Source organism: Paenibacillus periandrae, from assembly GCF_022458865.1.
Lineage (GTDB): Bacteria > Bacillota > Bacilli > Paenibacillales > NBRC-103111 > Paenibacillus_S > Paenibacillus_S periandrae.
In genome coordinates this window covers 422,835-446,867 of the sequence record NZ_JAJNMU010000002.1, presented here as the reverse complement: position 1 = coordinate 446,867, position 24,033 = coordinate 422,835, and the positions used below count along the sequence as shown (strand labels likewise).

At 46.6% G+C, this 24,033-nt stretch carries 22 protein-coding genes; 15 read left to right on the top strand and 7 right to left on the bottom strand.

Annotated features, from left to right (window positions below; translation table 11 throughout):
- Positions 1 to 225: 225 nt before the first annotated feature.
- The 6 genes from LRL21_RS04565 (at position 226) to LRL21_RS04540 (ending at position 5,732) form a co-directional block, all read left to right on the top strand.
- Positions 226 to 1,218, top strand: coding sequence for an ABC transporter ATP-binding protein (locus LRL21_RS04565; protein WP_240414576.1), 993 nt, complete (start codon positions 226 to 228; stop codon positions 1,216 to 1,218).
- A gap of 15 nt (positions 1,219 to 1,233) precedes the next feature.
- Positions 1,234 to 2,121, top strand: coding sequence for an ABC transporter permease (locus LRL21_RS04560; RefSeq protein WP_240414575.1), 888 nt, complete (start codon positions 1,234 to 1,236; stop codon positions 2,119 to 2,121).
- Between the two features lie 44 nt (positions 2,122 to 2,165).
- Positions 2,166 to 2,996 (top strand): ABC transporter permease, encoded by an 831-nt coding sequence (locus tag LRL21_RS04555; protein ID WP_240414659.1) that lies wholly within the window; start codon positions 2,166 to 2,168, stop codon positions 2,994 to 2,996.
- A 73-nt stretch (positions 2,997 to 3,069) separates the two neighbouring features.
- Complete coding sequence (locus tag LRL21_RS04550; protein WP_240414574.1) at positions 3,070 to 4,236, top strand: PdaC/SigV domain-containing protein; 1,167 nt, start codon at positions 3,070 to 3,072, stop codon at positions 4,234 to 4,236.
- A gap of 149 nt (positions 4,237 to 4,385) precedes the next feature.
- Positions 4,386 to 4,844: a chemotaxis protein CheX gene (locus LRL21_RS04545; protein ID WP_240414573.1), complete on the top strand. Its 459-nt coding sequence runs from the start codon at positions 4,386 to 4,388 to the stop codon at positions 4,842 to 4,844.
- Between the two features lie 114 nt (positions 4,845 to 4,958).
- Positions 4,959 to 5,732 carry an SDR family NAD(P)-dependent oxidoreductase gene (locus tag LRL21_RS04540; RefSeq protein ID WP_240414572.1) on the top strand — a complete coding sequence of 258 codons (774 nt, stop codon included), beginning with the start codon at positions 4,959 to 4,961 and terminating at the stop codon, positions 5,730 to 5,732.
- Positions 5,733 to 5,874: 142 nt separating this feature from the next.
- Here LRL21_RS04540 and LRL21_RS04535 read toward each other — a convergent pair whose 3' ends face one another.
- On the bottom strand, positions 5,875 to 6,141 hold the full coding sequence (locus LRL21_RS04535) for a DUF2573 family protein (protein WP_240414571.1): 267 nt from the start codon (positions 6,139 to 6,141) through the stop codon (positions 5,875 to 5,877).
- A gap of 88 nt (positions 6,142 to 6,229) precedes the next feature.
- Between LRL21_RS04535 and LRL21_RS04530 the strand changes: the two genes are divergently transcribed.
- The 3 genes from LRL21_RS04530 to LRL21_RS04520 all read left to right on the top strand — a co-directional run bounded on the left by LRL21_RS04530 (position 6,230) and on the right by LRL21_RS04520 (position 9,753).
- A complete protein-coding gene (locus tag LRL21_RS04530) occupies positions 6,230 to 7,171 on the top strand; it encodes an alpha/beta hydrolase family protein (RefSeq protein WP_240414570.1) in 942 nt (313 codons plus the stop codon).
- A gap of 399 nt (positions 7,172 to 7,570) precedes the next feature.
- Positions 7,571 to 9,169 carry a DEAD/DEAH box helicase gene (locus tag LRL21_RS04525; RefSeq protein ID WP_240414569.1) on the top strand — a complete coding sequence of 533 codons (1,599 nt, stop codon included), beginning with the start codon at positions 7,571 to 7,573 and terminating at the stop codon, positions 9,167 to 9,169.
- Between the two features lie 44 nt (positions 9,170 to 9,213).
- Entirely contained in the window at positions 9,214 to 9,753 is a 540-nt protein-coding gene (locus LRL21_RS04520) for a hypothetical protein (protein WP_240414568.1), read from the top strand.
- A gap of 58 nt (positions 9,754 to 9,811) precedes the next feature.
- On the opposite strand, the gene rsgA is transcribed toward LRL21_RS04520, so the two are convergent.
- Both rsgA and LRL21_RS04510 read right to left on the bottom strand, forming a co-directional pair.
- On the bottom strand, positions 9,812 to 10,873 hold the full coding sequence (rsgA, locus tag LRL21_RS04515; protein WP_240414567.1) for a ribosome small subunit-dependent GTPase A: 1,062 nt from the start codon (positions 10,871 to 10,873) through the stop codon (positions 9,812 to 9,814).
- 427 nt (positions 10,874 to 11,300) lie between these two features.
- Positions 11,301 to 12,920: an FAD-dependent oxidoreductase gene (locus LRL21_RS04510; RefSeq protein WP_240414566.1), complete on the bottom strand. Its 1,620-nt coding sequence runs from the start codon at positions 12,918 to 12,920 to the stop codon at positions 11,301 to 11,303.
- A 236-nt stretch (positions 12,921 to 13,156) separates the two neighbouring features.
- Between LRL21_RS04510 and LRL21_RS04505 the strand changes: the two genes are divergently transcribed.
- The 6 genes from LRL21_RS04505 (at position 13,157) to LRL21_RS04480 (ending at position 20,074) form a co-directional block, all read left to right on the top strand.
- Positions 13,157 to 14,881, top strand: a complete 1,725-nt coding sequence (locus tag LRL21_RS04505; protein ID WP_240414565.1) for an S-layer homology domain-containing protein — start codon at positions 13,157 to 13,159, stop codon at positions 14,879 to 14,881.
- 198 nt (positions 14,882 to 15,079) lie between these two features.
- Positions 15,080 to 15,460 carry a hypothetical protein gene (locus LRL21_RS04500; RefSeq protein WP_240414564.1) on the top strand — a complete coding sequence of 127 codons (381 nt, stop codon included), beginning with the start codon at positions 15,080 to 15,082 and terminating at the stop codon, positions 15,458 to 15,460.
- Positions 15,461 to 15,597: 137 nt separating this feature from the next.
- Entirely contained in the window at positions 15,598 to 16,851 is a 1,254-nt protein-coding gene (gene ilvA / locus LRL21_RS04495; protein ID WP_240414563.1) for a threonine ammonia-lyase IlvA, read from the top strand.
- A 198-nt stretch (positions 16,852 to 17,049) separates the two neighbouring features.
- Complete coding sequence (locus LRL21_RS04490) at positions 17,050 to 17,577, top strand: NfeD family membrane protein (protein ID WP_240414562.1); 528 nt, start codon at positions 17,050 to 17,052, stop codon at positions 17,575 to 17,577.
- A 31-nt stretch (positions 17,578 to 17,608) separates the two neighbouring features.
- Positions 17,609 to 19,192: a flotillin family protein gene (locus LRL21_RS04485; protein WP_240414561.1), complete on the top strand. Its 1,584-nt coding sequence runs from the start codon at positions 17,609 to 17,611 to the stop codon at positions 19,190 to 19,192.
- Positions 19,193 to 19,495: 303 nt separating this feature from the next.
- The gene (locus LRL21_RS04480) at positions 19,496 to 20,074 is read left to right on the top strand and encodes a hypothetical protein (protein WP_240414560.1); all 579 of its coding nucleotides are present in this window, start codon (positions 19,496 to 19,498) and stop codon (positions 20,072 to 20,074) included.
- Positions 20,075 to 20,163: 89 nt separating this feature from the next.
- Here the strand turns inward: LRL21_RS04480 and LRL21_RS04475 are convergent, their stop codons facing one another.
- From LRL21_RS04475 to LRL21_RS04460, 4 genes are all read right to left on the bottom strand, one after another.
- A complete protein-coding gene (locus LRL21_RS04475) occupies positions 20,164 to 20,937 on the bottom strand; it encodes a hypothetical protein (RefSeq protein WP_240414559.1) in 774 nt (257 codons plus the stop codon).
- A gap of 132 nt (positions 20,938 to 21,069) precedes the next feature.
- On the bottom strand, positions 21,070 to 21,672 hold the full coding sequence (locus LRL21_RS04470) for a metalloprotease family protein (protein WP_240414558.1): 603 nt from the start codon (positions 21,670 to 21,672) through the stop codon (positions 21,070 to 21,072).
- Between the two features lie 34 nt (positions 21,673 to 21,706).
- On the bottom strand, positions 21,707 to 22,519 hold the full coding sequence (locus LRL21_RS04465; protein ID WP_240414557.1) for a VanW family protein: 813 nt from the start codon (positions 22,517 to 22,519) through the stop codon (positions 21,707 to 21,709).
- A gap of 201 nt (positions 22,520 to 22,720) precedes the next feature.
- On the bottom strand, positions 22,721 to 24,028 hold the full coding sequence (locus tag LRL21_RS04460; RefSeq protein WP_240414556.1) for an aminotransferase class I/II-fold pyridoxal phosphate-dependent enzyme: 1,308 nt from the start codon (positions 24,026 to 24,028) through the stop codon (positions 22,721 to 22,723).
- Positions 24,029 to 24,033: the final 5 nt, after the last annotated feature.

The window sequence follows — 24,033 nt, the reverse complement described above, 5'->3', positions numbered from 1 at the left end:
TTTTATTGTAATTATTTACATTCGATGTTAGTATATTAAAAATTATGTGGAAGGACTTCTAGGGATCCGAGGGCTGGTAACGGCCTGCTCGAACCAAGCGAAGTCGAACGTAGCGGGCTGCTGCGTTACACCGTAGGGATAAAAGACCTCGAGTAAGTTCCGCCTGTCCAAGGCGAAGCGGCTCAAGGTCTTTTCTGCGTTAGTGGGATAAAGGGGGATGAAACGATGAATGCGATCCGGGTAGCAGGGTTGACCAAATCTTTTGCCGTGAAGCGTAAAGCAACGGGTTTATTGGGGAGCATGCAGTCGCTGTTCAAGCCTCAATACACAGAAAAGCTGGCGGTGCGCAGTGTGGATTTGCAGGTAGAGCAGGGTGAGATGCTCGCCTTTCTGGGACCCAATGGTGCCGGTAAATCAACGACGATCAAAATGCTCACGGGAATTTTGCATCCGTCCGGGGGTGAAGCGCAGGTTCTGGGGTATTGTCCCTGGAAGGAAAGAAGTCGTCTAGCCTATCATATCGGTTCCGTATTCGGTCAGAAGTCCCAGCTGTGGTATCACCTTCCGCCGTTGGATTCCTTTGAGCTGATGAGTCGAATCTACGAATTGAAGCGTTCCGATTTCTACAGCCGTCGCGATGATCTGGTTCGCCGTTTTGAGCTGGGACCTTATTTGCACACTCCGGTGCGCAAGCTGTCTCTGGGTGAGCGGATGCGCTGTGAAATTGCTGCCGCGATGCTGCACCGGCCCAAAATTGTGTTTCTTGATGAGCCGACCATCGGTCTGGACGTAATCGTCAAACAAAAAATTCGCGAGCTGATTCTGGACATGAATCGTGAGGAGGGCATGACGGTTTTTTTGACCTCGCATGATGCGGGAGACGTGGAGCAGTTATGCAAGCGTGTCGTCGTAATTAACCACGGTGAGGTTATTCTGGATGATGGTGTTGAACGAATGAAGCGCGAGCTGTTGACGGTAAAGACGATTCATCTGCAGCTTCAGGAGGCAGGTGCGAGCTTCAGCTTTCCTGGTGTGGAAGTGCTGCAGCAGGACGGACTCACACTAAAGCTGTCTATCGAGACGACAGCTGTCAGTATGGAGCAGGTGCTGGCACATATCGTAAGCCAGTACAGGGTTATCGATGTTACGATTGAAGATCCGCCGATGGATCAGATCATTAGCCATATTTATGCCAGAGAATCCGGATTCGTCCAGTAGGAGGGGAGCGCGCGTATGATGCAAGCGTTGAACAAAAATTCAGGCGCAGACGGCTCATATCCCGATGCTGCTCATATTGACAAACCGCTGGGCCCCCGTATATCGTTCGTCGGCAAGCTGTTTAAGTACGGAGCAATCGGCAGGGTAACGCTGCGTAATCATTTTGCTTATGTGTACGATTTCCTTATCCGCTCGATATTTCTTATTCTCATTATGTATATTTTCATTCAGCTGTGGAGTGTTACCTACCAGGGTGAAGGAACCTCGCTTATCGAAGGATACAGCTATGCACAGATGATTTGGTATATTTTGTTTGCTGAGGCGCTGACGACAGCATTTCCGAGTCTTGCGACACGGGTGGAGGAAGAGGTTAAGAACGGAGACGTTGGCTACAAGCTGACGCGGCCCTTGAACTACATTGCATTTCATTATGTGGGTTATGTTAGCGAGGTAACGGTGCGACTGCTTGTTAATCTGAGCATAGGCGGGCTGCTTGGCATTGCGATCTTCGGATGGCCTGATTTTGGCTGGGGCTGGATAGGCTTCCTGTTGATGTCGCTTGGTGCGATAACGATTAACTTTTTGCTTAATATGGCTCTTGCTCTTTGTGCGTTCTGGGTGGAAGAAACGAGAGGACTGGAATTTGTGTACCATAAGCTGCTGTTCACGGTTGGCGGAATGCTGATGCCCCTTGAGCTGTTTCCCAAGCTGCTGCAGGAGGTATGCCGCTGGCTGCCCTTCCAAACGGTCTTGTATTTCCCGGCAAAAACGGCTGTAAAATGGGCCGATGTTTCTCTCGCTCCCATGCTGCTCACGCAAATGTGCTGGATCCTGCTGTTGGGTGCCGGGGTATGGATGATTTATAGCCGGGGTGTTCGCAAGCTGAATGTGAACGGCGGGTAAAAGTATGTCGATGTTGATGTCGAGGTCAGGTGGGACCTAAGGTGATGATCTGTGAAGTCAGAGAGGGGGACAAACAAGTGGTCAAGCAGGCGGCAGGACTTGTGGCATTCGTATGGGGCTGCTGGAAATTGAATTTGGCCGGAGCAATGGAATTCAGGGTCAGCTTTATGCTAACTGCTGGCATGATGGTAGTGAACAATTTAGTGTGGATTGTGTTCTGGGGATTGTATTTCCAGAGATTCCAGGTTGTGAACGGCTGGTCGCTGCAAGACGTTATGATGATGTGGGCGGTCAGTGCAGGAGGGTTTGGCTTGTCGGCTGTATTGTTCGGCAATGCTTATCGGTTGGCATCGTTGATTGCGTCAGGTCAATTGGATGTATTCCTGTCCCAGCCGAAGCCGGTGCTGCTTCATATTCTGATTAGCCGAATGTCGGTTTCAGCCATTGGCGACGTTTTGTTTGCCCTGCTTGTATATGGGTTATTTGGGGATACGTCATTGGTGGGGATATTTAAATTCATGCTGGCCCTGCTTATTGCGCTGTTGATTTTTATATTTTTCGTCGTTATTGTACAATCGCTTGCCTTTTTTATCGGGAATGCCGAGGGTATCGGGCAGCAGGTGTTTAATGGGCTACTGGCTTTTTCAACGTATCCTACGGGCATATTTAGCGGTTGGGGGAAGCTGATATTGTTTACAGTTATTCCTGCCGGCTTTATCAGCTATTTGCCAATAGGTCTGCTTCGTTCGATGGAACCGGTATTTGTGTGGCAGGCGATTGGAGTAGCTGCAGGTTTGACGATCCTGGGGACGGCTTTTTTTTATTACGGTCTGAAAAAATACAGCTCTGGTAACTCGATGGGGGTGCGGATGTGATGCATACGCTTCTGATTTGACAAAGATGGGTAATTTACTGGGAAGCTGACATAATCGGAAAGGATGAAAAAGGATGAGCTCTAAATATGTGAAACAACAGTCATTACTAAGCGGATATAAGGAAAAATCAAAGAGGGAATTGGGAAGACGCGGTAGAAAAGGGCTGTTAGCGCTTGTCATGGCAGTCGCTGTAGGCGGTGGATCGTCTCTTATTTTGCAAGCCCCGTCCGAAGCCTACGCAGCAGCAGTGGGAGGAGAACGGATGACGGTTTCCTCCCATCCCCTACTTATTGATGGGGTGCGCAAGATGGTTCCAACCGCCAATGTTAAGGGTGACACGTACATCGGTTTACGTTCTCTGAACGATGAGCTGGGATTGAAAACAGGCTACGACGAAGCTAATCAAACCGTTACCGTGAGCGGGAGGGGACGGTCATTGAAGATTGAGATCAAGCCGTATAGTAGTGCCTATTCGCTAAATGACCAGATAATTTATGGCTTGCCGCCTATTGTGCAGGATGATACGGCTTATGTGCCGCTGCGATTTTTGCTGGAAAATGTCGGTTATGGGATTTCCTATGACGCAGCGTCGGGTATCGTAGGCATTGCTACCATTCAGGAAAATCAGCTTACGTACCATACGGAGAAAATCACCGAATCCAGTAAAGAATCATCACTTAAAGTCAATTATCCGCAAATCAGCGGCTTTGCTGATGACGGTATTCAGCAAAAGCTGAATACTTTTCTAAAGAAGGAGGTTGAGGCTCACGTCTCGGCGAGCAAGGTATTGATGGACAAAGCAGCAGCTGACAATAAACAGGCGGTAGCAGATAATCCGAATTTCAAGATTCCTCCTGTAAGCCTCGATGGTGTGTATAAGATCACCTATAATGAACAAAAGCGGTTGAGCCTCTATATCGACTATTATATCTATTTGGGTGGAGCGCATGGGATGACTGAACGTGTACCTTATACATTTGATCTCACTACGGGAAATCTGCTAACGCTTCAAGAGGTAGCAGGTGGCAATGCGAATTATGTGTCGATTATCAATAATGAAATTATTAGACAGTATACGGACACGGGATTAGATCTATTAGCGCCGTTCAAGACGATAGAGCCTGACCGTCCTTACTTTTTGAAGCACAACGGCGTGGTGATCTATTTTAACCCATATGAGTACACAGCCTATGCTTTTGGTATGCCTGAATTTGAAATACCCTTTGCGGCATTTCGTTAATCCATTCTGTCACGAACCTGCATAAACATTGATATTCCAGCATTTCAAGACAAAAGTTATATACTTTTGCGTCAAAAGTAGGTATAATGAGGGAGAAATTAGACCTATGTAGGACTCGTGATATTGTCGCAAAGGAGCCAGATCATTTTATGAAGGCGGAATACATCAATCCATTTTTGGAATCTGCTAGAATTGTCATAGAGCAAGTCGCCAATATTCGTCCTTCTACCGGACAGCTGGGAATCAAGGATGTCAAATTCGTAGAGAACTTTATCTGGATACAGATTGGCATGACAGGTGAGATGCAGGGAGATGTCGTATTCGGTCTGCATGAAGAGGTTGCGTTGAAAATGGTTTCCGCCATGATGGGTGGCTATGTGGTCACTGAGATGGATGATATGAGCAAGAGTGCCATATCAGAGCTTGGCAACATGATTAGTGGTAACGCCAGTACCATGTTGTATAATCAGGGTGTGCGTGTTGATATAACGCCTCCGAAATTGCTTCATTCCGCCAATGCTGCTGGATTTATTCCCAAGAAAGCATTGACGATTCCTTTAATTATGGATGGAATTGGTGAGTTGGATATACAGGTTTTGATCGTTTGATTCTAATCGGGTACAGAGAAGTGGTAGCTTCCGGCTTGACGGACAGCTGCCGCTTTTTTTTGAAAAGTGCTTCCAAAATCGGCGGTGCCGTCTATCCTTGTGGGGGTGTGTCTAATGTTTAGCGGAAAAATCGTTGTCATAACGGGAGCTTCCAGTGGAATCGGGGCCCTCATGGCGGAAGAGTTGTCGAAGCGTGGAGCTATCCCTGTGCTGATGGCACGCTCGGTTGACAAGCTGGCGATAGTTGCTGCCAAGCTGCAAGGTGAGCATCATATATATGAGCTGGACGTTACTTCTACTGAACAAGTAGTCTCGACAATGGAGCAGGTCATAGAGCAATACGGCCGTATTGATATTCTGATCAATAATGCAGGCTACGGCCTATTTGAGAAGCTGCTGGAGTGTTCCATCGAAGACATGGCCGACATGATGGATGTGAATTATTTGGGAACCGTTCGTTGTACCAAAGCCGTGCTGCCTGTTATGATGAAGGCGGGTAAAGGTCATATCATTAACATCGCTTCAATAGCGGGCAAAGTTGGGTCAGCCAAATCCTCAGGGTATTCGGCGACGAAGCATGCCGTGCTGGGTTTTACGAACAGTCTCCGACAGGAGCTGGTTGGTACAGGAATCAAGATGACCGCGATTAATCCGGGACCGATTGATACGCCTTTTTTTGACAAGGCAGATCCTTCCGGCCATTATGTGACGAATATTAAATGGTTTATGCTCAAACCAGAGCACGTGGTCGGTAAAATCATGCGTGCGATCGAGAAGGGGACTCCTGAGGTGAATATGCCTTTTGTGGCAGGCTTTGGGGCCAAGCTGTTCCAGCTGTTTCCGCGGACCTTTGAAAGGTTCACCTACAAGATGATGAATAAGAAATAAACGTCTACTAACTAAACAAACCATTTATGATATGCAAAAATGCAAATGAGCGCCTTGGACCATATGGTAGTGGTTCAAGGCGCTTGCTTGGTGTCAGGGTGCGGATGCGTTAATCTTTGTAATACTTCTCCAGAAGATGGAACTACTTTTCAGGATTTGTGTTTTTGTTCTTTTCTTTCAGCTCGAGATGCATGGCGCGCACTTCCTCGAAGAGACCTCGAATGACAGCTCTACTTTCTGGATGATCCTGATTCCAGTGGCTGGCCAGGGCGGGCATTGTTTTGTGAATATGATTATATATGGACCAAACTTTGATTTTTTCCACCATTTCCGGCGATCTGCTGCCTGTCACCATTTCTGCAAAGGTTTCAACCAAAGCGTTGAATTCAGTTTCAAACTCTGTATTCATAGAAAAGCCTCCTTGTCTTCATATTAATAAGGTAACGCTAGTCTAGCGTATTTGTGTGAGTTCTGTAAAGCAGGAGATCAGAAGTCTGATGAATAATGAGAGAAGTTGGCCAAATGATCGTGGAGAAGCGTTAACGATCCAAGAAATATATGGCCTGCAGCTGGAATATTCAAGGGACTTCTATGGAAAGGAAAGAATCCCATTGACGAACATCGACGAAACCGGTGAACCATCAGGAACGTTATTACAAAGAGAGCTGCTGCAAAGTCACAGACCGGATGTACGTCTATATTTAGTAACCTATTCAAGTGAAGGATTGAGGGTCAAAGGGTATCTGGCGGTGCCTGACTTTAATTCGCCTTGCCCGGCATTGATCTTCTGCCGCGGTGGTATTCGTAAAGTAGGTATGCCTCGCAAACGCAGGGTGATGAGTATGGCAGAACGGGGATATGTAGTGTTTGCTCCTTTTTACCGGGGAAATGAAGGTGGTGAGGGACGGGATGAGTTTGGCGGGGAAGACCGACTGGATGTCATTCATGCGATTACAATGATGAAATCTCTCCCTGAGGTGAAGCCAGGACTTGTTCCGCTAATCGGATTTTCCCGTGGATCGATCATGGCTCTGTCAGCCGCCCAAGCGTGTCAAGGTGTAGGACCTGTTGTCGTATGGGGTGGCGTTAGCGATTTATTCGATACTTATGAAGAGCGTGTCGATTTGAGACGTATGCTCAAGCGTGTTGTGGGCCATCCCCGCAAGCAAATTGATGCTTATCAAAGCCGATCCCCCGTATATTGGGCGGATGCTTTGAAGGTGCCCATTATGATCGTTCATGGCACTTCAGATGTTTTGGTTCCAGTGAGGCATGCCTGGAAGCTTGCTGAAAGCTTAAAGCGATCAGGCAAGGATTTTGCGATGGAGCTGCATGAGGGCTTCGGCCACCGTTTTCCAAGGGAACAGGATGACAAGGCATTGGACGCGGTATTCGAGTGGTTGTCACAGAAGCTTCAGCAGATGGAGATCTCCTATTGATGTTACCAACTTCGATTGGTATGATGCTTTTATAGGCTTGTTTGGTGAAAGGTAAGGCAAAACCCAGAAGTTCGGTGAATCATGAGCGGAGTGGGCAAATGATCCTGGAGAAGCGCAGCGTTCGCCTTTGTTTCCGTACTTTTACAGCTAAATATCTTATAAATCAAAAAATACGGAAACAACAGCTTAGAGTTTGCTTGCAAACTGGCTTCGTAAGCATCTTCTCGGAAGGATATTTGCCCGCGCAGCGGTACTTATTCACCGGACTTCTTGCAGATGCTTACGAAGTAAGTTTTCTACGAAAACAAAGAATATGCTTACGAAGAAGGTTTTGCCAAGGCAAAACCTAGTAGATGCTTACGAAGTAAGTTTTCTACGAAAACTTTTAGGAGGAATTAGATGAACAGTTTTTCAAGTTTGCAAATTGATGAGGTTTATATAAATAAACTGCAGGAAAAAGATATTGTGGTCCCATCGCAGATTCAGGCGGAGTCGATCCCGGTTATTTTATCCGGCAAGGATGTGGTAGCGCAATCCCAAACGGGCTCAGGTAAAACCTTGGCCTACGTACTGCCATTATTACAGCAGGTTGACAAGAACTCGAGAGAGGTTCAAGGTATCGTGATTGTGCCTACTCGCGAGCTTGGCTTTCAAATACTGGAAACCCTGCAGCTGCTAGCCGATGAAGCGGGTATCCGTGTTCAGGGACTAATTGGCGGTGCTGCCTTAACCCGGCAAATCGACAAGCTCAAGCTTCGGCCGCAGCTGATTGTCGGCACACCGGGCAGAGTGATGGAGCTGTTAAAGCTGCGCAAGCTGAGCGTTCACCATGTGAAGACGGTTGTCGTCGATGAAGTCGATCAAGTATTTGATCTGGGCTCCATGCGCGAGGTAGAAGTCATCTTTAAAGGTACGCAGCGCAACAGACAAATGCTATTTTTCTCGGCTACAATGCCTGAGCCTATCCAGGCTGTCATCAGCCGCTGGATGCAGGACCCGGTGTATGTGCAAATCTCGCCTGAGCAGCGGACCTCGGAAACACTGAAGCATTTGTATTTCGTCTGCGAGGACCGTGACAAGATTGATACGCTTCGCCGTATCGTTCGTTTGTACAATATGCCTGCGGCGATTGTATTCATTAATGAAATCGATAATGTCGCTGAAATTGTGGAAAAGCTGAAATTTGCCGGATTATCCATCGAGGCGTTGTATGGCGACGCAGGCAAGCAGGAGCGGGCCAAGGTGATGCAGGCATTTCGGGCAGGCAAATTCCAATTGCTGCTGGCAACGGATATCGCGGCGCGCGGCTTGGATATTCCTCATGTCACACATGTCATCAACTTCGAGCTGCCGATTGATGCCGACCATTATGTACATCGGGTTGGACGGACTGGACGGATGGGGAAAAAGGGCACGGCAATTTCCATCCTGACGAACAAACAGCGGTTTATTATCGATAAATTTGCTAAAAAGCTGGGCTGTAAAATAGAAGAACAAGAAATGGCTTACGGCAAGATTTATCAATCAGGATCACGCGGAGCAGCTAGATCAACGGGCCCTTCCAAAGGCAAGGAGACACACGTGAGTCAGGCAAACAAGAAGGAGCATGGTTCAAATGGGGCTGAGGCTGTACCTACCAGTTCTCCTAATCTGTCGCCTGTCCGCAGTGCAGCTGTGGGTAAACCAAACCCTGCCAAAGCCTCTTCGGCAGCGGGTAGAGCACCGAGCAGGTCTGCATCAGGCAAGCCGGTCAACCCACCTTCCAATAAGCCAGCTAGTAATGCTTCTTCCAGATCTGAGATCAGATCAGAGAGCAAGCTTGTGACAGCTTCGGATATTCGCAAGTCAGGTGCCTCGAATGCTGCAGCTGCAACCAAGCCTGAAGCCAAAAAAGGCGCCAAGCCAGTTCAGCAAAAATCCGAGCGTGAGCTTAAGCGGGAACGTAAAAATAAAGGGGCTCCGCGCTGGTTGAAAGAAAAACAAAACAAGCCGACATAAGTTCATTGCAACTTGTTTATCGATAGTCAGGAGGAACTGCGGAAATGGGGAAGCTATTGCGTTTTGTAGGAATGCTGCTTATCCTTTGTATCCTGCTGTTGGGTGTTTCCTATGCATACGCGCAGCCGGATCGATTGCTGGACCTGAATTATTCGGAAATTTCGGTTCGGGATAAGTTAACGGATATGCTGGCAAACCGAAGGCTGGAGGTTGTGTTAACCGAAAGCGAAGTGAATGATTTGCTGAAAAAGACACTTTCATCACGTGCGCAGCTGAATGAGGATTGGAAGCTGTCGGGGGCACAATTCAATCTGAAGGGAAACCAGTGGACAGCTGATGTAACCTTGATGTATAAAGATAAGTGGCCGATTGGAGCCCAGTTGTTTTTTACCGTCAAATGGGAGGATCCTTTTCTGACAGCTACTCATACAGGAACCCAAATCAAGCAATTAACTGTACCGATGGATTGGTTTCAATTGCAGCCGCTGCAAATTCCGTTGAACGACTACCTGCCCAAGCCTGCAGGCATACGCGCTGTGACGTTCCAGGACAATGTGGTGAGGCTCGCGCTTCGGAGACGATAACAAAGACCAAGAGCCTCAGCCCATTCATATGACGGGTTGAGGCTCTTGGTATACCATTCTAGCGATTACCGCTGCCACGCAGCTGCTTGTGTATCTTTTTCCAACGTTCCTTCTCCGCACGTGCCGCGCCTGCGTCGGCTTTACGCTCTGTGTAGGCCAGCTCTTTTTGCAGCTTCAAAAAGCTATTCCAGCGAGCATCGTCCAGAGTCCCTGCTTTGAGAGCTTGCTGAATGGCACACCCAGGCTCCCCGTGGTGCCCGCAGTCGCCAAAGCGACAGCTTGCAGCCAGCTCGTCAATATCCTGAAAAGCGGTGTGCATCGATTCGCTGCTGTCCCAGAGCTGAAGCTCGCGCATTCCTGGCGTATCGATCATGAGTGCGCCGCAAGGCAGCACGATCAGCTCACGGTGTGTGGTCGTATGTTTGCCACGGTCATCACCATCGCGTGCGGCACCTGTTTTCTGCTTTTGCTCACCATACAGGCTGTTGAGCAGCGTTGATTTACCTGCCCCGGAGGAGCCAAGCAGCGCAATGGTTTCTCCGGGCTTCAACGTGCCGAGAATCGATTCGATCCCATCATCTTCCAGACTGTTGACGGTATAGATGGGTACACCTGGGGCTATAGCCTCTACCTCCATATATTTGGCTGCTATATCGTCGCATAAATCCTTTTTGGTCAGTACGATTTCTGGTGCGGCTCCGCTTTCATAGGCAAGCAGCAGGTAGCGCTCGAGCCGTCTTACATTAAAATCGAGGTTTAAGGCCATAACCAGAAACACACGGTCTATATTGGTGGCTACGATCTGCTCCTCGACGGTTGAACCGGCAGCTCTGCGTGAAAATTTGCTTTTTCGCTTCATAATGTCATGAATAATCATGCGCTGCTCGCCTGGCAATGGGGTCATCCAGACCCAATCGCCAACTGCCGGATAATCCTCTCGCCGAGCAGCTTCATAGCGGCTTTTGCCGGAGAGTTCACCTAACCATTCCCCGTTCTCGCCCAGGATCCGGTACAGATGCTTATGCTCCAGAATGACACGTCCAACCTCATAGCCATTATGTTGTATGGCCTGTTGTGCAAAAAACGGCTGATAGCCGTAAGTTTCCAATGGTGTTTTCATGAATATCTGCTCCCTTGTTCGCTTCGATTATGCAGGGAGGACAATCCGATCACACATGTATGTTTTACCGGGTCCAATCCCTGTTAATTTGGTTCCAATTGTCCTGCATTTCGGTCATTCTAGCGCTATGAGTTACAATTCTCTTCATATACTTCACTCCCAGTTATCAGATCTATGTACAGTATAGACAATAGCGCGAGTTTTCAATAGGGTAAAAATGATTATATAAGAAAAGCCTCTGATCGAAGCTTATTCGGTGAAGATACATTCGCGTCCAATAGGTTGCTTTTCTTGCAATATCAGAATATTCAGCTCTGCTGAAAACTTAGAAATTCTGATATTATAAAAAAAGCAGCCCCCATCATGTCCTGTTAGGAGCATTTTGGAGGCTTGTTTATTTACGATCTGATGTGGTGCAGGAGTCGGCCTATTTTTTTCGTGTGTTCACATAGGCAGGGTATACGATTTTACCTATATCCAGCTGGGCGATTTCATCAGCCGTCCAGCCTTTGATTTTGTTATTGCCAACAACGCCTGTCAGCTTGATCTTGTATTTGGTCTCAAGGTAGCTGTGAAGCGCAGGCATATCGGCTTCCTTCAGCTCCCGCAGTTTTTTCTTACCCTGGATTTGACCGAGCAGAATACCGATAGTTTCAGCGGCAAGGCTCGTATTCGGCTGGATGCGTGCGCTGCCGTATGCAATTGCGGATGAGCCGACATTTTTACCGGCTACAAGCACATTATCATAATTCTTCAGCAAAAAGCTGCGCAGTGGCATTCCGTACTTGTCCGGTCTTCCCATTTCGATGCCCCATTTGCTGGTGCTGATCCCCTGGAGATCAAGTGGATAACCGGCGATGCTGACATTATCCCAGAACATATTCGCCCCAAGCATATCCGATGGCTTCAGCACATAATCCGTTTCATAATGATTATATTCGCGGATATACAAGTAGTTAGGGGCACCGTTCAGCTCGGCCTTCTCCCAGCCAATTATGTTTTTGCGGAAATGGTTAAGGATCAGCGGCAGCTCATTTTTTCCAAGCTCCATCGCTTCCGCTACCGATTTCTCATCCGAAGGATCAACAGTGTATATCAGAAAAGCATTGATTAACACTTCGCCATCTCGCTGGTTCACGGCATTCAATCCGCGTAAAAAGACTCTTTCATTACTCGGCTTGTACGCGCTCGTCATTCCGCTAAGACCGATCGCATAGCTTTCACTTACGGAACCGCCGCCATATTTGGTTTTGCGCTCCTGTGCTGTCATATTGTTAAAGCTGGAGCTGAATTTGGCCCAATCGACATTTTTGAATTTAAGCATAAATCCGGAACTCATATATTCGATTTTGGTCTCTCCATAAAATTGCTCCAAACCGGGCATCCGGTTTACCTTCAACTGACTTAACAGTGCAGCAAAATCGCTGTTATCCACCCAATAGGATGCCTTGATGTTCTTCTTGGCGCCGTCTTTGCCTGCATACGTTACAGATTCAACGGCATTTGGTCCGAATTGTCCTGCTGTTTGCTTAATATCGACGATCTTGATACCTGATTCTATTGGGATGTCTTTTTTGAGCTTGTCAAAGTATTGCGTAAACTCTGTAAGCTTGCGGATTTTGCCATTGCGGAAGCCATCGAACAGCTCCTTGGCACGTCCCTGCACCATCAGGTTGTACTTGTCATCCCGTGTCTCATCGAGAAACAGCATTTCACCCTGCAGCACCTGTCCGCCAAATCCTTCTCTCGGATCCAGTACTTTCACTTTAAGACCTTCATCGGCTGCAGCTCGTGCCAGATAGAGGCCTTCCAGTTCACTGCCGAATATTGCGATATCGACCTGCTCTGTTGGAATAGGCGGCTCCGGTGGTGGCGTTGGTGCAGCCGTTTGCGGCTTGGCAGCCGGTGGTGTTTTGCTAATGTCGGCAGCTGACTCCGTACTGGTCTTGTCCTCCTTGGCAAAGGTCATCCATGAATAAAAAACACCCACAGCGACTAACGCAAATAAGGCCAGCGCGACAGAAAGCTTTTTTGCATTCCATTTCATGCTTATAAATCCTCCCTCAACTCATACCTCTTCGTGATCTATCCATAGTCGGAATCATCGCCCTGAAGACATTGTCGTCCTAAGTTTACCATTTATATCCCGATTGATCAAAATGACCCCCATAAACGTTTGAGCAGCGGCGAAACTTTTAGTAATTCCAAAGAACTCTTCGCGAAGGTTCGGATTCATTTTAATTAACCAACAACAACTAAATTTATGTTATGAGGAAGAGGAGAATGATGATGAATCATTTATTTAAGAAGGTATTAGTGACAGGTTTGACATTGGCTATGGTAGTAGGCGGTTCTACAGCTGCTTTTGCCGATAATAACAAAGGTAAAGGCAACGATAAAGACAATGACCGAGATAAAGGGCGCGATAAGGCTCAAACCGTTCAAGCTGTAAAGACGAATTACAATGATAAAAACAACAAGCTTGAAATCAAGCTGACCTTTGCTGATGTCAAAGGCTCCGATGTTGAGTGGGCCATGCGTTATATAGCAAGTCTTGCATCCAAGCGAGTGTTCGAGGGTTATGAGGATGGTACGTTCCAGCCACGTAAAACGATTACTCGTATTGAAGCGATTACAGCTGCGGTTCGGTTAATGGGATTGCGGGATCAAGCGGAATCGGCAGAGGCCATGCAGGCAAACCTGAACTTCAGCGATGCTGATAAAATCAAATCCAAATATGCTTGGGCAACCGGCTATGTATCCGTAGCGCTGCAAAACGATTTATTCGAGGAATCGGAAAATGCTGTACAGCCGGAAAAGGAAGCAGATCGCTTGTGGGCGACAACGTTATTGGTAAAAGCACTGAAGCTGCAAAACGAAGCTAAAGCCAAAATGAATACGAAGCTCACTTTCAAGGATGCCAATAAAGTTCCAGCTGGTTCTGTCGGTTATGTAGCTTTGGCAATTGAGAAAAAACTGGTTGACGGCTACGAGGATAATACCTTTCGTCCAAACAATCCGGTGACACGTGCCGAATTGGCGGCGCTGTTGGACCGCACAGGCAGTCAATTGCCTGATAACACCTCGGTTCGCGGTACGGTGAATGCTGCAGTAAGCAACAATGTGCTGACTTTGAACGTTAACGGTCAAGCTTACAGTGTGGAATTGGATGCAGGAGCTTTTATTTACCGCAACGGGGCTAGAGTTGCTGCAAGCGAGCTGAGAATAGGCGACGATGTGGTAGTTCGTACTTATGGCGGCAAAGCGATTTTCGTAGAAGTAAAGACGTTGGGGAACGGCAATCAGCTGCCCGATAACACTACTTTCACAGCTTCGGTTAGCACAACAGTGAGCAATAATACTTTGACGCTGACCAAGGATGGTCAGACCTACAGCGCTCAGCTTGATGCTAATGTGTCTATTATCCGTAACGGCGTGTCCGTTGCAGCCTCCGAGCTAAGAGCAGGCGATGTAGTATCAGTGAGTACGTCCGGAGGAAAAGTTATTGTTGTATCCGTGACAACACCGGTGAATGGCAATCAGCTGCCTGATAACACTACTTTCACAGCTTCGATTAACACAACAGTGAGCAATAATACCTTGACGCTGACCAAGGATGGTCAGACCTACAGCGCTCAGCTTGATGCCAATGTGTCTATTATCCGTAACGGCGTGTCCGCTGCAGCTTCCGAGCTGAGAGTCGGTGATTCGGTGCTGGTAAGAACCTATGGTGGCAAGGTGATCTTCGTTCAAGTAGTGACTCCGGCACAGGATCAGCAGATTGACTTTACAGTGATAGGTTCATTGAATTCATACACGCTGAACACAAGCGGACAAATTGCTACAATTTCCATCAATCAGACATTGAGCAGTGGTTCCGTGCAAACTGCCGTCTACAATGCAGCAAGCAACCTGTCGATCCAAGGGGATATGTCCTTGCTGACCACTAATCGCTCCATTGAACTCAGAGGCAAAAACCAGGTCGTTCATACGATCGTGATTCGATAATAGGATCCTTAGAGATCTATAGAGATTGACACATGAGAGATGAAAAAGGTTGATTACCCAGGAACAGCTCTTTCGTTCAGGCCCTTGGCGCCGGACGGAAGGGCTCATCTATTATTGTATGGGATCAGATGAGTTTCATAGGGGACGGAATCGGGTAAAAACACATAACCAAATGACGAATAGGTGGAGGGGAACGCAATGATGATACGACATGAAGAAAAACCACTGACTGCTTTGTCGGAGGAGAAAATAGTTGAATTTTTGATGGATATTCGCGATCGTGTCGATGCGGTAGAATTACTTAAATCTCAACACGAGGATACGCATGAGGTCAGCTTTTATAAAGGTCAGCTTGCCGAGCTGAACCGGATTATCGAGAACAGCAAGCTGTTTTTTAATATGGATGTGTTTGATCTCAACTATGCCCATAAGATGCTCGATTCGTATGAGCTCAGCCTTCAGGACGCATCGGGTAAAGGCTTTCAGGCTAAGGTTAAAGCATTTGATGTGGAGCATGCGCAGCATAAGGCAGCGCTCGACTACCCGGATTACAGCTTTGTGGAGGCTAGAAAAATATAGTCATATTACGGAACCACTGCTACGAAAGCTTCATGGCAGTGGTTTTTTTGCGTGTAAAGCTGTTGCAAAAAGAAAACTATGGACAACCTGTCCCCGGGGTGTATAATTAGAAAAATGTATATTCGGTGGAGGTTACTATGGACAATCAGACAATCAAGCTGGAAGATATCATCATGGCGAGTCATTTGCTGAAGGATGTGGTGTCTCATACACCTCTGCAAAGAAACTCCATTCTATCTAATAAATATAATTGCAATGTGTTCCTGAAGCGTGAGGATCTGCAAGTCGTCCGTTCCTTCAAAATACGTGGTGCCTATAACTTGATGCGCAGTCTTCCTGAAGAAAAGCTGCTTAGGGGCGTAGTATGCGCCAGTGCAGGCAATCACGCACAAGGCTTGGCTTACTCCTGCAAAGCGCTTGAGGTGCAAGGCAAAATTTTTATGCCAACCACCACACCACGGCAAAAAATATCTCAGGTCAAGCTGTTCGGGGCTGCCTTTGTAGAAGTGATTCTGATCGGGGACACCTTCGACGATTCCTTAAGGGAAGCGATGCTGTACAGTGAGCGGGAAGGGATGCAGTTCGTCCATCCTTTCGATCATCTTAAGGTAATGGCGGGTCAAGGAACCGTAGGACTTGAGCTGATGAATGATATGAAGGACCCTGTGGATTATGTATTCGCCGGTATTGGCGGCGGCGGCTTGGCGGCTGGCGTGGGTACCTATATTAAGGCGATCAGTCCATCCACTCAGGTGATTGGTGTTGAAGCTGCAGGTGCACCTTCTATGCGTCAATCTATGGATGAAGGTCAAATTGTCACCTTAGCGGAGATTGACAAGTTTGTTGATGGCACAGCGGTCAGGCGTGTAGGGGAATTAACCTACGAGGTTTGTCAAAGAGTCGTGGACGATGTGCTGGTCGTTCCCGAGGGCAAGGTGTGTACGACGATTCTGGAGCTGTATAATGAGAATGCGATTGTTGCCGAGCCGGCAGGTGCGTTGACGATTACAGCGCTGGAGTTTTATCGTGAACAGATTGCCGGGAAAAATGTCGTTTGTATCATTAGCGGCGGCAATAATGATATCGACAGGATGCAGGAGATTAAGGAAAGATCGTTGATTTATGAGGGGCTGAAGCATTATTTTACCGTTCAGTTTCCACAGCGGGCAGGAGCCCTGCGCGAATTTCTTGATGAAGTATTGGGACCCAACGACGATATTACACGTTTCGAGTATACGAAGAAAACAAGTAAGGAAAACGGCCCTGCGCTAGTTGGCATTGAGCTGAAAAATCAAGAGGATTATGCTCCACTCATTGATCGTATGGAAAGCAGAGGCATTAAATATGTGGAGATTAATAAAAATCCTACCTTGTTTAATTTGCTGATTTGAGAATTATATACACGTATGCTTGCGAGCCTTCCAGAGTAGCACTTTGGAGGGCTTTTCTTTATGCTGACCGCTCTTGAATTTGAGAATCCGTGATCTATAACGTTTTAAACCTGACATGAAGGGTAGTTTTCATGTATAATAGAAGATAAGCACAGAATCATTCCTGGAGAGCTAATACGGATAGGAGAGGATGTCGCCATGCTAATTGTATATTGGAATTGTTTATTATTTGGTATTGCCTTTGCCGTAATAACGCTTGTGATCGGAGAAGTGATTGGTCACTGGCTGGATAGTGCTGCGGCTGCGCTGCATTTGGATCATTTTGACTTTATGCAGCCGATTGTAATCGTTGGAGGCATCACTACATTTGGCGCGGCAGGTGTTATTTTTCACAAATACACATTGCTTGATGTCACACTTATAGCTGTTTTGGCGGTTCTTATTGCGCTTGTGCTGTCGGCTGCAATTTACATTTTCTTCGTGCGCAATATGAGCAAGGCCGAGCATTCTATCGGACATTCGGTCGGTGATTTGGTCGGCAAGGCAGCCGAGGTTTCGGTTACGATTCCGACGCTCGGCTATGGAGAAATCATTATTCATACGAACTCCGGCACATCCAATTATCCGGCAGTCAGCTTTGAGGGCTTGCAAATTATGCAGGGCCAGAAGGTAGTGATCGTTGAGTTAAGAGGCCGCGATTTTGCGGTAAGCGAGCTGAATATCTAAAAGAATACAAAACGGAAAAGGTGGGATTTTATTGTTAGAATACTTAACGATTCCTGTATTATTGATTGCTGTTCTGGTTATACTCGGGTTGGCCTTTTGGTCACGGTATAAAACGGTCAGTCCAGATAAAGCGATGATCATCACCGGTTCTTTTTTAGGCTCCAAAAATGTAATGAATGATGAAACAGACCGCAAATTAAAAATCATTCGTGGCGGGGGCGCATTTATTCTCCCCGTATTCCAGCAGGCACAGTTCATTTCGCTTTTGTCCCACAAGCTGGATATCGCGACTCCTGAGGTGTATACGGAGCAGGGAGTACCTGTACTCGCTAATGGTGTTGCCATTATCAAGGTTGGCGGATCGATCGAGGATGTTGCAACGGCTACCGAGCAATTTCTCGGCAAAAGTGATGAGGAGCTGCGCGGTGAAGCGCAAGAGGTGCTCGAGGGCCATCTGCGGGCGATTCTGGGCAGTATGACGGTTGAGGATATTTACAAAAACCGAGATATATTTGCGCAAAAGGTTCAGGAGGTTTCGGCGATCGATCTTCGTAAAATGGGCTTGCAAATCGTCTCCTTTACGATCAAGGATTTGCGCGACAACAACGGATATCTGGACGCATTGGGTAAACCTCGAATTGCTGCTGTGAAGCGTGATGCGGATATTGCCCAGGCCCAGGCATCACGTGATGCGCGAATTCAAAAAGCTAATGCCGAGGAGCAAAGTATAAAGGCCGAGCTTGCGCGCGACACGAATATTGCTGAATCCGAGAAGGATAAGCAGCTTAAGGTAGCTTCCTTTAAGAAGGAGCAGGATGTAGCGAAGGCCGAGGCCGATCAGGCTTATGGCATACAGGAAGCCAAATCCAAGCAAGTTATTGTTGAAGAGCAGATGAAGGTTGAGCTTGTTCGAAAAGAACGGGAAATCGATCTGGAAACGAAAGAAATTTTGCGTCGTGAGAAGCAATATGATTCTGAAGTCAAGAAAAAAGCAGATGCCGATCGTTATGCCATTGAGCAGGCAGCAGAAGCGGATAAATCCCGCCGTATGCGTGAAGCGGATGCGAGACAATACCAGATTGAGGCCGAAGCCAAAGCTAATGCCGAGCAGGTACGTATTTCAGGGATTGCCGTCGCAGAAGCCAATCTGGCCAAAGGTAATTCAGAGGCTAACGTAGAACGTGCCAAAGGTACTGCGCATGCGGAGGTCATTCGTCTTCAAGGGTTTGCGGAAGCAGAAGCCAAGGAAAAGCTTGCTGAAGCCTACGCCAAATTTGGCGAAGCGGCAGTACTGGACATCATTGTCAAGATGCTGCCTGAGCTGGCGGCCAAAATCGCTGAGCCGATGTCTCATATCGATAAGCTGACCATTGTAGATACCGGAGGCAACGGCGGCGGCGCTACAAAGGTTAGCAAATATGTAACCGAGTTGATGGCTACAGCACCAGATATGCTGAAAAGCGTATCGGGCATCGATTTGGAGGAGCTCGTCAAAGGGCTGACAAATCGGCTGGGAGGCGTGGGCGCAACCGACAAACAGATCAAGTCCACTCCTGCAGAGCCTCACAAAGTCATTCCTCTGGAACAGGTCGTCGTGCCGACAGAGGGGAAATAACAAATTCAGACAGCAGCCTTCCGGTCGTTTTAGACGTTCGGAGGGCTTTTTTGCGGTTATACGGAAAAGTGTCGACTGGCTGATCGAATCCAGGAGGAGAGGAAGCTACACGCTTGTTTTAATCACGGAAGGCGCGGCTCCCTGCAGATACTGAAGAGGAGCTGCTCACATTAGTAGAATAGCAATGTTTCTCTTCCGACCGTTCTGTTTTAAATTACCGTCAGGAGCTATATAATGAGGGAATCAAGAGTCATTCCCGTTTGAATTTGCCGGTATGACTCTTTCCAAGGAGGAGAAGCTACGTTGCTATCAGATCAAGTCGAACAATTTTTGAATTTATCATCCCGGCTGCGCCCCGCTTATATTCCGAGTCTGGGAAGCCATCAAGAGGCAGCCATCAGCATTGGGGATATCCTCCCGGAGGTACCCGCACTGTTAATGGCATTGTACAGTAAAGTGGCCGGCACCCGCAGAGAGATAGAAGACCAAACTCTGATGGATTTTATACCCGGCTATCGGCTAATTCATCTTGAAGAATACGAGCAGGAAATGCAGCAGCTATCCGAATTATTGCTCAACAGGCATAAGGAGCCAGGCGAGATTATACTGCCTTTGTTAACGAACTATGCAAGTGACTACATTTGCTACCATAGATCTGCTGAGGGTGTTGAACAAATATGTGATTTGTTATTGGCTGATCATGACGATCTGGAAGTACTTCATGCTTCACCCGAGAAGTTCATGGAAACCCTGTGCGCCTTTTATGAGCAGCAGGTGTACTATTTGGATGATGGGGGATATCTCGATTATGATTTGGTAAGGGAAGGCGAGGTAGGAGAGGCCTTGAATCCTGGTGTGGCGTATTGGACACATGAGGAATAGGATCAAGGGTCGATTAAGATGCTGTACATGGTATTAGGCTAGAAAAATGGATAGAGTATTCAGGAAACCCTGATATCTATCCATTTTGGTTATTGTTTATTTCCCAGCTCAGTACTCTCGTCCATTGAACCGTTAACAGAGGTTTCTTCTGTGACGTTGTCGTCTGAAGACTTATTCACTTCTTTCAGCTTCTCTGTTGTTGACTGTGTCATTTCGCCGATTCGCTTTTCAATATCAGAAATCCCCTTGTTCAAATTCGATAATTTCTCGCGCTTGCCTGTTGCTGGAAGATTAGATAAAGATCGTGCCTCATCTGCTTTAATTTCATTTTTCAGAATCCGTGTTTCGCCTTGCATACTGTTTTTCTGCACAGACATTCTTTCAATTTGATCCAGATTTCCAGCCAGGCTCGCAATGTTATGCAGTTGTTCAGCCTGTACTTCATTATCCGTTTTCGTTTCAGCAGCGACTGCCTTTGTAGGTTTCTTGCTCTCTTCATCCAGTCCTAATGCCTTTTGTTGATCGTCTATTTGTTGTTGACTAATTTGTTGATCCAATAAACGGAGCTGCTGATCGAGTTCCTTGATCTGGTCCTTGATTGTATCTAATTGACCGCCGTCTTTCAAGGTTTTTTCCACTAATTTATTTTTGTTTTCCAGCAGGTTTTCCTTTTGTTTCATTAACGCTTCAATCATTGCATTTTTTTTGAATGTATCGTTTTTGGCAAACATGTTACGTGCCCCTTCACTAATAGACACGGAGTCTGCTTGGTCAGCCTTCTTAATAGACATACTGCTGTCTATTGCTTTTATCCCGGCGTAAGGGCTCTGGGTTATAGCTCGTGATGAAAAAGAAACTTGCATGTATTCACTCCTTTCTCCTAATATAGGTAAATGATGGGCATTAAAATTTCACCTAAATGATATATCGGTTAGAAATCAAAATTTTGTATATATGGCTCTTCATAGGTCGGATTGTTTGATTGTGAATCACATTTATTTCCAAAATGTACTCATTCCATGATTTCTTATTTGCGCTTTTTTCGGTACTTGAGATAAAACCAGCACCACATTTAACAAATCAACGGACGAGCCCAGAGCGTTAAGAATAATGAGGAAAATCAATAATGGATTCAAATAGCCCAAGGCTCCTAAAAGCAGAGGAAGTATGATAGAAATGATCACAAATGGCGCCAAGGATACGATCAAAAAACGCAGGCGCGACATGACCTCCTCAGAAAATACAAATCCACCGAAAATGTGAATGCCGATTCCCGTATGCTTGGATGTAGTAAAATTCGGAATCAGGCTGAGATGGATCAGCTCATGAATCAGCAGGAGCACGAAAATAGAAAGGATATACAGAATATTAATATTAAAGCTTATCCCACCACCCCCAAAGCCATAATCCTCTAGGCTAACCGGTACAAACATCCTCGTTATCATCAGCGTTACGAAGCCTCCTACAAGCATAAAAGGAACCGATAATAAAATCGCAGTGGGCAGGGATTTGGGCTCTTTTAACTGTACCCAATGCTCGGAAATGAGTCGAGCTTGTTTGTCCGGGTCAGCTTTGGGTAATTGAAAAGTGATCTTCACGGTTGCTAACCCCCTGTTATGGTGAATACATGAATTAAATGCCTTCCTGCAGCATCGGTTCGTACATCATAATGGCATGATTCTCAGTAATCATTTCATCATCAATAAGTTCATGATCCATATTGTACACTTTCCTGTGTATACGGTTATGTCTGACATAACCACCCCAGTACTCATGGGTTATCCAATGTTCCTTTTCATAAATATCATAGGTATGGGTTGGTGGCGTATCTGCTTTCCATTCCCCAACCAAATGGGTATCCGTCAAGTAAATAACCAATTGATAAATATGGTTGGTTTCATTCTTGATCTGCAGATCAAGGTAGTTATAAGCACAAGTGGCTCCACTTCCGAAGGGTTGGCTTCTATTGGAATCGGGGAATACATCATAGCTATGGCGATATCGCTCCGTGATGGTTAATGGTGAATGTAAGGTCATCCAGTATATGAGATTGGATAATTGACATAAGCCTCCTCCTACGCCTGTCGTAACCTTTCCATAAAACAAAATCATGCCATCCACATAACCTTTTCTGCGGGTAGTATTTCCAATTAAACGCCAATATGATAAGGTCTCGCCCGGCTTTATAAGCAGTTTATTGAGTGTTTGTGAAGCAATGATAAGGTTCTTTATTTTATTATGCTGCAGCCACATATCCACATCTTTTAATTCACGAAGTAAGGGAGTCTGATGTTTGAAAATTGTATATGGCAAAAGTGTATTTTGTTTGGCTGCAGCGTATTTTTTTCTACCGACATACCATTCCAGATAACGCTTGCAGCGATAATATTTTTTACCTAGGTAAATTCTTAAGGGACTTCTTGTTATTGGCTTCAAAGATTTCATCCTTTTTAACCTCCTTACACCCGGGAATACTGCACAGTAGAAGCTCGAACAAGTCTGAACATAAAAAAGATGAGCAGCGCAAAAAGGGTAGGTCCCACTTTACGTTACTCATCAAGTTGACTTTCGGGAGCTTTCAAAAAACGCGCCTGCCTTAAGAGGGAGGCTAAACCTATATTACTTGTTCGATCTACGTGAACATGTTTACTTGGCAGCTGCTTTTTCTAAATCCTGTACGCCGCGGAAGATGGAGTCAAACAGCTCTTCCAGGTTAACTTCCTCGATGCACGAGAAAGCAACACGCAGGTCGGTTTCACCCAGAGCAATCGTGCCAATCCCGTATTCGTTCAGCAGGTGAACACGAAGCGTTTCGGCATCGACGGTTTTCAGCTTAAGGCACATAAAGTAGCCGGAGTTGAACGGGTAATAGTCCCAGCTCTCATCATATTTGCCTGTGTCGAGAATGCTTTTCACCTTGTTAGCGCGGCCTTTCATGATGGCGGCTTTTTCCTGCTTTTGTTCTTTAAATTCAGGAGCATTCAAAGCATGCAGAACGAAGGTTTGGGATGGATGCGGTCCGCTGGAAATTGTAGCACGGATGATCCCGAGTGTTTTTTGCTCCAACGCAGCCAGCATAGGATCGCTCAGTCCGGCATAGGTGATGAACCCTACACGGAAGCCCCAGACGAATTCTTCCTTGGTCGCACCATCAATCTTGATCGATAGTACACGAGGATGCAGACCAGCCAGTTGACCAGCCAACGATTCCTGCATTGAATCTTCAAAGAATAGACCGAAGTAAGCATCATCCGTAACAGCTACAACATTGATCCCGGCTTCCGCAGCTTCCTTGATGACAGCGACGATTTGCTTGCCTTCCTCGGCACCTGGCGTATAGCCTGTTGGGTTGTTCGGGAAGTTCAATAGCACGACCGCTTTGCCTTTATCCTTTTGGGAAAGTAAAGCTTCACGCAAGCCCTCTGCATTAAAGCGGCGCTCACTGTTGTATAATGGGTAGTTCAAGATTTGGGCACCACGGCGAATGCCGAAGGTCAGCTCGTAGTTCTCCCAATTTTTATCGGGAATGATGACCGTATCGCCAGCCTCGGTAAACAAATCAGCGACAATGCTTAAACCATGAGTCAGTGCATTGGTAACGACCGGGTTGCCCAGGCCTTTATCGGATAAGGAAGGGTTCTCTTCAAGCATTTTTTTACGCCATGCGGTACGCAGCTCTGGCTTACCAGCTGGAGGTGCGTACTCATAAAGATCCTTCGGATTGTATGCGGATAATGTATCCTGAATAACCTTGAGATGCATCGGCTTCCCGTTTTCAAGAGCGGTTCCGATTGTGGCATTAAAGGTTGTAGCTTTTACCTTGGCTTCAGCAGATTGGCTCAAAATGCCTACCTTTGGAAAATAGATTTCTTTTCCGAGATTCGAAAGCATTTCATACACATGCGTATTTTCATTCGCAATCGTATTGTTGAGCTGTTGAGCAAGAGGGTTCATTGAAA